Source organism: Intestinibacter sp. (genome assembly GCF_034113885.1).
Taxonomy (GTDB): Bacteria; Bacillota; Clostridia; order Peptostreptococcales; family Peptostreptococcaceae; genus Intestinibacter.
This window is the reverse complement of record NZ_JAXEWM010000171.1, coordinates 1-9582: the sequence shown is the minus strand read 5'-3', so window position 1 is coordinate 9582 and position 9582 is coordinate 1. Positions and strand designations below refer to the sequence as shown.

The 9582-nt window shown below is 31.9% G+C and carries 9 protein-coding genes, 1 riboswitch and 1 other annotated feature; of the genes, 1 reads left to right on the top strand and 8 read right to left on the bottom strand.

The genetic code is table 11. The features are described 5' to 3' along the window. Positions 1-1391: Na+/H+ antiporter NhaC family protein (locus SPD90_RS10885; RefSeq protein ID WP_320925239.1), on the bottom strand; the 1391-nt coding region annotated here is incomplete at its 3' end. A gap of 99 nt (positions 1392-1490) precedes the next feature. Beyond that, a riboswitch (Lysine riboswitch) is annotated at positions 1491-1661 on the bottom strand. A gap of 279 nt (positions 1662-1940) precedes the next feature. Here SPD90_RS10885 and SPD90_RS10880 point away from each other — a divergent pair. After that, positions 1941-2927, top strand: coding sequence for a lipoate--protein ligase (locus SPD90_RS10880; RefSeq protein WP_320925238.1), 987 nt, complete (start codon positions 1941-1943; stop codon positions 2925-2927). Between the two features lie 58 nt (positions 2928-2985). Here SPD90_RS10880 and tyrS read toward each other — a convergent pair whose 3' ends face one another. The 7 genes from tyrS to SPD90_RS10845 form a co-directional block, all read right to left on the bottom strand. Then, a complete protein-coding gene (gene tyrS, locus SPD90_RS10875) occupies positions 2986-4215 on the bottom strand; it encodes a tyrosine--tRNA ligase (protein WP_320925237.1) in 1230 nt (409 codons plus the stop codon). A 48-nt stretch (positions 4216-4263) separates the two neighbouring features. Continuing rightward, positions 4264-4493: a binding site (T-box leader), on the bottom strand. A gap of 94 nt (positions 4494-4587) precedes the next feature. Then, complete coding sequence (locus SPD90_RS10870) at positions 4588-4836, bottom strand: TIGR03905 family TSCPD domain-containing protein (RefSeq protein WP_290692258.1); 249 nt, start codon at positions 4834-4836, stop codon at positions 4588-4590. Between the two features lie 154 nt (positions 4837-4990). Beyond that, the gene (locus SPD90_RS10865) at positions 4991-5287 is read right to left on the bottom strand and encodes a nitrous oxide-stimulated promoter family protein (protein WP_290692256.1); all 297 of its coding nucleotides are present in this window, start codon (positions 5285-5287) and stop codon (positions 4991-4993) included. Between the two features lie 31 nt (positions 5288-5318). Then, positions 5319-6989, bottom strand: coding sequence for an amino acid ABC transporter ATP-binding/permease protein (locus SPD90_RS10860; protein ID WP_320925236.1), 1671 nt, complete (start codon positions 6987-6989; stop codon positions 5319-5321). Then, a complete protein-coding gene (locus SPD90_RS10855) occupies positions 6990-8768 on the bottom strand; it encodes an ABC transporter ATP-binding protein/permease (RefSeq protein ID WP_320925235.1) in 1779 nt (592 codons plus the stop codon). It abuts the gene before it with no gap. Next, positions 8761-9138, bottom strand: coding sequence for a YbaN family protein (locus SPD90_RS10850; RefSeq protein WP_320625299.1), 378 nt, complete (start codon positions 9136-9138; stop codon positions 8761-8763). Before SPD90_RS10850 ends, SPD90_RS10855 begins: the two co-directional genes overlap by 8 nt. A gap of 25 nt (positions 9139-9163) precedes the next feature. Next, on the bottom strand, positions 9164-9582 hold a 419-nt coding region (locus SPD90_RS10845), incomplete at its 5' end, for an ABC transporter ATP-binding protein (RefSeq protein ID WP_320925234.1).

Here is a 9582-nt window from a genome sequence, read left to right as displayed (position 1 = left end):
ATAAGGATTCCCATTGTTCCATATGATGTACCAGTTGCAAATGATATTATAGCACCTAATACAAATATTATACTTGGTAGAGTAAATGCTGGTATAGATCCTGATAAGTAGTTAATTAAGAATTTTGCTGTTCCTAATTCTTTTATAACAGAGCTTAGAGACCAAGCGCATATTAATATTACACAAGTTATAAGCAATGTCTTCATACCATCTATCCAGATTTCTATTCCTTGAGCTACTGTAAACATCTTTTTAGCAACACCCATAGCCATCGCCACTATTCCTGCAAATAATGCTGATTGGAATAAAGCTACAGAAGCATCTGAGTTACTGAAGGCTTCTCTTATAGCTGCAAATGAAATTGGTGAATTTTGCATTAATGCTATTGTAGCGGCATCTTCTGAACCCATTATAGCTGTATATCCACTGTAATAAAATGCTATTAAAGCCGCTATTATTAAAGTTCCTATAGGAATTATTGCATTCCATACGCTAGGTGTAACACCTTCTAATGGTTCTAAATCATCGTGTTCTTTTGATATTTGTTCGTTTAATTTATCTCCATCTTCAAGAACTTGTCCTCCACGTCTTGCTTGTAACTCGCATTTTCTCATAGGGCCGAAGTCTTTTAATAAAAGTGCTGTTATTACTATAAATGCCAATATCAATATATTGTAGAATCTAAATGGTATAGTACTTAAAAATACTCCAAATGCATTTTGATCTACTCCAATTGAATTGAAGGCATCTCCTATAAGTCCGACTTCTAGACCTATCCAAGTTGATATTATAGCTATACCTGCTACTGGAGCTGCTGTTGCATCTATGATGAAGGCAAGTCTTTCTCTAGATATTTTCATTCCATCTGTTACAGGTCTCATCATAGGTCCTATTATTAATGAGTTTGCATAATCATCGAAGAATACTAAAAGTCCAGCAAACCATGTAATTATCTGTGCTGATCTTGCACTTTTTGCCTTTTTTGATAGAGCTTCTGCTATAGCTTTAGCTCCACCCATCTTACTTACTAGGTTGATTACACCACCTATAGCTAAAACCTGTAAGATTATACCTGCATTCCATGGATCAGCTAAAGAACCTACCGCTCTATTTACTAAATCCAAGAACGCTTGAACTATAGTGTAAAAAATATTAAATCCTGCAAAATTAAGAATTATTCCACCTGATAAGATTCCAAGTGCCAAAGATACAACTACGTTTTTAGTCACAAAGGCTAAAACTATTGCCACTATCGGTGGTATTAAAGTTAGAAATCCGTATTTGTCTGCATTTACTTGTGCTATGTCTACTTCTTCAGCAAATGCCATGACAGTTGACATTAAAAATATCATCATTGATATCAAAGCTATTTTTGTTTTTTTGTTTTTCATTTTCTCCTCCTAATATAATGAATATCAGAAAGGTTCACTAAACTATTGTCATAAATCTAATGAATTAGATATGCTATTTTATATGTTATAAAGATGAGTTAAAATGATAGCTCTCCACATTTAGTGACAGTGATATACATATTATGTATACCCCCAGTTATATAGACTTAAAGCATCGTCTACACACTTCGGCAATATATCCTTTCTAAATAAATCTACGCCGCTTAACTCATTATTTATACTCTTATATACTGCTCCTCTACCTTACTATTATTCACTTTTTTATGCTATTTAATTATATATTAATTTTCCAATAAGTTCAATATTATATGACATTTTTCTTAAATAAAAATTATATTTAAATTTTTAAAATTATTAAAAAATTTACAATTTAAAACTTATTAATTATAATATATATATATTTCTAATCCCTTCTTAAATTGATGAAAAATATCATTTTTAATAAAAATTAGAGGGAAATTGAAGTTTATGTCGAATTATTTTGTTGAAATAATATAATTTACAAATTTATAGGAGGACAATCGATTAATGCTATTAGTTTACAACGAAAGAACAAATCCATATTTCAACCTAGCTATGGAGGAATATTTTTTAAAAAATGCGACAGAAGATTTATTTTTACTTTGGAGGAATGAATCAGCAATAATAGTAGGTAAAAACCAAAATACATTATCTGAAATAAACTACGAATACGTAAAAGAACACGATATAACTGTAGTCAGAAGACAATCAGGTGGAGGAGCAGTTTTCCACGATTTAGGAAATCTATGCTTTACTTTTATAGCCTGCAACAACAACAGCTTCAGCGACTTCAAGAGATTTACTATGCCTATAGTAGAGGCTCTAAAAGGACTTGATATAAATGCTGAATTTTCCGGAAGAAACGACCTATTAATCGATGGGCAAAAATTCTCTGGTAATGCACAATACAATTACAAAGACAAAGTAATGCACCATGGAACTTTACTATTCTCTTCTGAAATAAACGATGTTTCAGCAGCACTTAAGGTAAAACCTATTAAATTCGAAGGTAAATCTGTAAAATCTGTAAAATCAAGAGTAACTAACATAAGCGACCACTTAAAGAAACCTATGACTGTCTTAGAATTCAAGGACTATCTAATGGACTTTATAGCTAAAACAGATAAAGACAGTACACCATACACTCTAACTGACAAAGATGTAGCAGAAATAGAAAAGCTTGTTGAAGAAAAATACAGCACTTGGGATTGGAACTTTGGAAATTCACCAAAATTCTCTCTAAGCAACGAATTAAAATATCCAGGTGGAAATGTTGAATTCAACTTAAATGTAAATAAGGGAATTATAACTGAAATTAAATTCTTCGGTGATTTCTTCGGTAAAGAAGATGTGTCTTTTATAGAAGAAAAATTAACTGGAGTTAAGCATACTGAAGAAGGTATAAAGGAAGCTTTAAAAGACGTAAATATAAACGATTATTTCTTAAATGCTACTATTGATGTTTTAATTGATGGAATAATGGGAGTTAAATAATTTTATGAAAAAAGACGAACTTTTTAGTTCGCCTTTTTTTATGCTCAATATATCTATATTATTTTACAACAACTTTTTTGAATTTCTTCTTACCACGTTTAACTACTACACCATCGCCTGATAATTGATCTTTAGATACTGTAGCTTTCACGTCTTCTATTTTTTCGCCGTCTATAGCTACTCCACCTTGTTCGATGTTACGTCTAGCATCTGATTTTGAACCAGCAAGTTCAGCTTTAACTAATAAGTCTACTAAAGTTATAGCTCCGTCAGTTAAGTCAGCTTCTGTTAATTCAAGTGTTGGCATATTAGCAGCATCTCCTGTAGAGAATAATGCTCTAGCAGCTTCTTGAGCTTTAACTGCATCTTCTTCACTGTGAACTAATTTAGTTAATTCAAATGCTAATATTTCTTTAGCTTTGTTTAATTCGCTACCTTCCCATTTTTCCATTTCTTTTATTTCGTCTAATGATAAGAATGTAAGCATCTTTAAGCATTTTATAACGTCAGCATCTGCAACGTTTCTCCAGTATTGGTAGAATTCAAATGGAGATGTTTTGTTAGGATCTAGCCATACTGCACCTGATTGAGTTTTACCCATTTTCTTACCTTCTGAGTTAAGAAGTAGAGTTATAGTCATTGCATAAGCATTTTTGCCTAATTTACGTCTTATTAAGTCAGTTCCTGCAAGCATGTTTGACCATTGGTCGTTACCACCTAATTGCATTTGGCAGCCATATTTTTGATATAATTGATAGAAATCGTAAGCTTGCATTATCATGTAGTTGAATTCTAAGAAAGTAAGTCCACCTTCTCTGTCCATTCTTTGTTTGTAGCATTCAGCAGAAAGCATTCTGTTTACGCTAAAGCATGCTCCAACTTCTCTTAGTACGTCTATATAATTTAAGTCAAGTAGCCAATCTGCATTATTTGCAAGTATTGCTTTGCCATCTGAGAAATCTATAAATTTACTCATTTGTTTTTTGAAGCATTCACAGTTGTGGTTTATCATTTCTGGTGTCATCATTTGTCTCATATCAGTTCTACCAGATGGGTCACCTATCATTGTAGTTCCTCCACCTACTAGAGCTATAGGTGTGTTACCTGCCATTTGTAATCTCTTCATTAAACATAAAGCCATGAAGTGACCTACATGTAGAGAATCTGCAGTAGCATCAAATCCTATATAAAATGTAGCTTTACCTGCATTTATTAATTCTTTTAATTCGTCTTCATCAGTGACTTGTGCGATAAGTCCTCTTTCGACTAATTCTTCATATACTGTCATTTTTACCTCTCCTTTTCGTTTTTACATTAAAAAACTCTCGCCCTCTATCTAAAGGACGAGAGTAGATCTCGCGTTACCACCTTTATTCGTAGATAACTCGCATTATCTACCTCAGTAAGTAAAATACTATGCACTATAACGTGTGCTCACGTCACATCCTACTAAAGTTCAGTGTGAAGCTCAAAGGTGTATTCATAATCTTCCCTTTCGCGCCTCTCATCTGCCGGCTACTCTCTGTCAAAGCTTCAATTATTACTATTCCTCATCTCTGCCTGTATTATTATTTTTTACAAATTTTATAACTTTAATACATATATTTTAGATTATATTAAAATTATTATTTTTTGTCAACGTTTCAAATATTTTCTCTCGCTATTTTACATACTTCTTAATAGCTTTAGATAATTGATCTGGACATGAAGTATCCTTTGGTCCGCAAGTAGTTCCACTTAGCTTATCTGCTACCTCTAATGCATTTTGTCCAATTATTAATTTAGATATCCCAGAAAGATTTCCATTACATCCTCCGATAAATTCAGCTTTAGTTATTATATTGTCGTCGTCAAGTTCTAAATTCATTTGTTGACAGCACACTCCTGATGGTTCAAAAGTTATTTTCATAATTATTCCTCCCTATATTTTGCGATTTAAAATACATCTTATTTATTATCTCAAACTATATTTATTATCTAAAATAATCGAGTAAATTGCAATATAAATTTATGCAAAAAAATAGTGCTAAAGAAATTTTTTTCTTTTTGCACTATTTTCTCTATTATTTAGAAAATAAATGTTTAAAAAATTCAACTGGATTGTAAAATAAAAGCCTTGGTCCACTAAATTTCATAACATCCTTTATTTTTTCTTTCATATCCTTTTTATAGCAATGTATAGGACATTTTTGACAGTAGGACTTTTGTTCTCCAAATTTACATTTGTCTAATCTCTGTCTACTGTAATCTAGCAATTCTCTACATTCTGAGCATAGTCCGTCTTTAGATTTATGCTTTTTTTTACAGTATATCTCTACCATCACTTCTATTATATGCTTTTCTCTTTCTATACGACTCATATCAACTCAACTCCACTTTTACTATATCGATTTAAATACCGACAAGCTTTTTATCCTTTAATTCAAATCTCTTATCGCATATGGCGCTGCTGGACTTTCTATGAGATACCATTACTATAGTTTTGTCCTTGCATTCGTCATTTATACTTTTTAATATACTAGCCTCATTTAATGTATCTAAATTACTCGTAGGCTCATCTAAAATCAATATATCGCTGTCTCTTAAAAACGCCCTCGCTATAGATAACCTCTGCTTTTCGCCTGAAGATAAGTTTCCTCCCAGCTCACCTACATTTGTGTCATATCCCTTTGGGAGCTTCATTATAAACTCATGTATAGATGCTTTTTTAGCTGCTTTAACTACATCGTCGTAAGTCGCATTTTTATCTACCATTTTGATGTTGTTTAATATAGTATCATTGAATAAAAACGTATCTTGGCTGACTAGAGTTTGAGATTTTCTCAAAGTTTTTGTCGGGATAGTCTTAACATTTTTATCTCCTATTGATATTTCTCCTCTATCTACATTCCAAAATCTCATAATTAATTTTAACAGCGTGCTTTTTCCCGAGCCACTCTCTCCTATTATAGCAACTTTTTCACCTTTTTTTATGCTTAAAGTTAAATTTTTTAATATTTCCTCTCTATTTTCATAGTAAAAGCTTATATCGCCCACCTTTATATCCTTTGATTGCAATTCACACTCTCCAGACATATCCTCTACCACAGGCGCCTCATCTAATATATCGAATAACCTCTGTGCACATGCAAATGTCTGGATTAAATTATTAGATAAATTACTAAGCGCCACTACAGGACCAAATGAACTCGAAAGCACTACTATAGCAACCAACGCCTGACCTATATTTATCTGACCTTTTTTGTATAATTCAATTCCTACAAATAAAAATGTAAGTATCGCTATCATTATAACTATATCGGTAAACGCTCTGATAATTCCTTCATGAGCTTTTATCACACCCATTTTCTGATGTAATTTATCGCTTTTTTGATTTATATTTTGAATTCTTTCTTCTCCTGCATCAAATAATAATATTTCTTTGATGCCCTTTAAGCTCTCTAAAAAATATGAATTTGAATCGGCAAATGCCTCTCTGTATTCAACTCCACCCTGTTTTGCAAATTTAGAAGAAAATACAGGTATGAAATACCCAATTAAAATATAAAATAAAACCGACAACAATCCAAATACTGGATTTATCTTAAACAACACTACAGCTATTACAAAAGAAGTAACTACTCCTATAGCTATAGGTGCAACTGTATGCGCATAAAAAACCTCAAGTAGTTCTATATCGCTAGTTATAATAGATATTAAATTTCCTTTTTCCTTAGATTCAAGCTTAGCAGGTGCTAGCCTTCTAAGTGCTACAAATACCTTATCTCTAAGTATAGCAAGTATTTTAAATGCTATAAAATGTCCTGAATACTGCTCTATAAATCTCAAAATTCCTCTAAGTATCGCACATACTATTACTATGATTATAGAAGCTTTTAAGCTTATTCCCATATCAAATCCAAGTACAGTAGCGCCTGCCACCATTCCAAACGATGTTATTGCCGTGGCCGATAAAAATCCTAAAATTCCAAAGGATATAGTTATCATCATTATAGGTGCAAGAGGCTTTAGAACTTTTATCAATCTCAGCATTATTTTTATTCCTGATTGTCTACTCTCCATCTATATCACCTTCATTTCTTCAACTTTGTTTTTATTTTCTAATTCATCGTATATACTCTCCAAATTATCTTGATGCTCTACTAATTTTTTATAAAGTCCATTTTTCATCATAAGCGTTTTGTGGTTTCCAGCCTCAGCTATTTTACCGTCGTCTAGAAGATATATTTTATCTGCATTTTTCACATTCAAAAGTCTATGTGAAATTACAATTACTGTTTTTTCTTTAGACAATTTATTTATACTATCCCAGATTTTTTCTTCACTTTCCACGTCTATATTTGAAGTCGCCTCGTCGAAAATATATATATCTGGATTTTTTATAATAGTTCTAGCTAGGCAAAGTCTCTGCTTTTGTCCTCCAGACAGTAGATTTCCACCTTCTCCTACCTTTGTATCTAGTTTATTTGGAAGGCTTTTTACAAAACCATCTAAATTTGCTTCTTTTAGTACTTCGTATATTTCCTCATCCGTAGCATCTTTTTTGCCCATAATTATATTTTCTCTTATAGTAGTATTAAAAATATAAGCGTTGTGGTTTATAAAGCCTATCTTTTTATTCAACACATCAAATGGGATATCGTTTAAGTTTATTCCATTTAATGTGATTTTTCCTCCATCTACCTCATCTACTTTGAGAAGTAAATTAGTTATTGTACTCTTTCCAGAGCCGCTCTCTCCTACAAATGCCACAGTCTGTTTGTCTTTTATATCTACATTTATATCCTTTAAAATTTCTCTCTGTTTGTCGTAGCTGTAAGACACATTTTCTAATTTTATATCTATATTTTCAAGAGATTTTAATTCTTTTTCATTTAAACTCTCTTTTTGCTCTATTTCTATATCTAGCAAATCGAATATCTTATCACTTGCAGATATTCCGTTCATAGCTACATGGAATAGAGATCCTAGAAGTCTCATAGGCAAGAAAAACTCAGCTGATAATAAAATTATTATCAAAAGCTGACCTGGAGTTATAATAGAGCTTTTAAATTGACTTACTGCTATCAATATCCCAACTGCCGAACCTCCAAAAGCGACTAAATCCATTATAGTTATAGAATTTAGCTGCATCAAAAGAACCTTCATAGTTATCCTTCTAAAATCCTCTGCATTTTGATTCATCTCTATGTTCTTCTCTTCATCCAAATCGAATATCTTTAAAGTAGTAAGACCTTGTAGATTTTCTAAAAATGAATCACCTAAATCTGTGTAAACACCCCAGTATTTGCTTAGAAGCTTCTTAGCTATTTTCATAACTGCCATTATAGTAAACGGTATAAGCGGAACACATATAAGCAGTACAAAAGCCACCTCAAAGCTTATAAACGATAGCACAAAAAATAGAGTCAGTGGAGCCAGCACACTATAGAATAATTGTGGTAAAAATCTTCCAAAATATATTTCCAGCGCTTCAATGCCATCCACGCCCATTTGAACCACAGAGGACGTAGATATAAATTTATTATAATTAACTCCTATATCAAGCAATTTCTCGTATACCTTCTCCCTTAAAACCTTCTTAACCTCGCTCGAGCAATTTAGCGAAAACTTAGTCGAGTAGTAATTAGCTAAAAACCTTATACCTAACAACGCTCCTAAGTAAATTCCATCTCTTAAATAATTTATATCTAAATTCGAATTTATCAATTTATCCATAGTGTTTCCTATAAATAAAACGACTAAAATATTGCATATTATCGATATCCAGTTCATCAAAACCGTCATGGCGATCCATTTTTTTGAACTAGAACACAATTCTAACAACCTTTTTTTAAACATTTCCAACCTCCTTAATTGTTTTCATTTTAGTAAAGAAAACGACCTTTGCGACCCACATAATAACAATAACCATTCTCATTATACTGCTATCGATTTTTATGAACATAATAAGTAACATCAAAGATACAGGTATTGTAAGCATCAACTTACCCTTTAATGTCATGCCGCCCTTTTCATGAAAATTTCTGACATATTTATCGTATATTTTTGTTTTCATAAATTTCTCACTCAATCTATCACTGCTTTTTATATAGCAATAAGAAGTCAAAAGTAAAAGAGGTGTCGTCGGTAGTACCGGCAAAAATACACCTATTATTCCAAGCAACAGCGATATCGTTCCAACTACTATAAGTACTACTTTTTTTAACATAATCTCTCTCCTTTAATTTTTTTATTTAGCATATCTTCTTAGGTATAAAATAAATCTGATCATTTTCCTCTCTATGTATATATCCAGATACCCTATAAACATCGTTTATTGTCTTTTCATCTATTACCTTAGAAGCTCTACCCATCTTTACTATTTCTCCATCTTTCATTATCACCAAATTGTGACTGTAATTTACAGCTTGATTTAAATCGTGAAGTACCATTATTATAGTGATACCGTATTTTTGATTCAAGCTTTTGACTACCTCTAATATCTCTATCTGATGATATATGTCTAAGTAAGTCGTAGGCTCATCTAACAGCAAAACATCTGTATTTTGAGCTAGAGACATCGCTATAAACGCCCTCTGCCTTTGACCCCCAGATAAATTATTTACTTTTTTATTCTGTATATCAGAAATTCCTGTAGCCTCTAGTGCAAAAT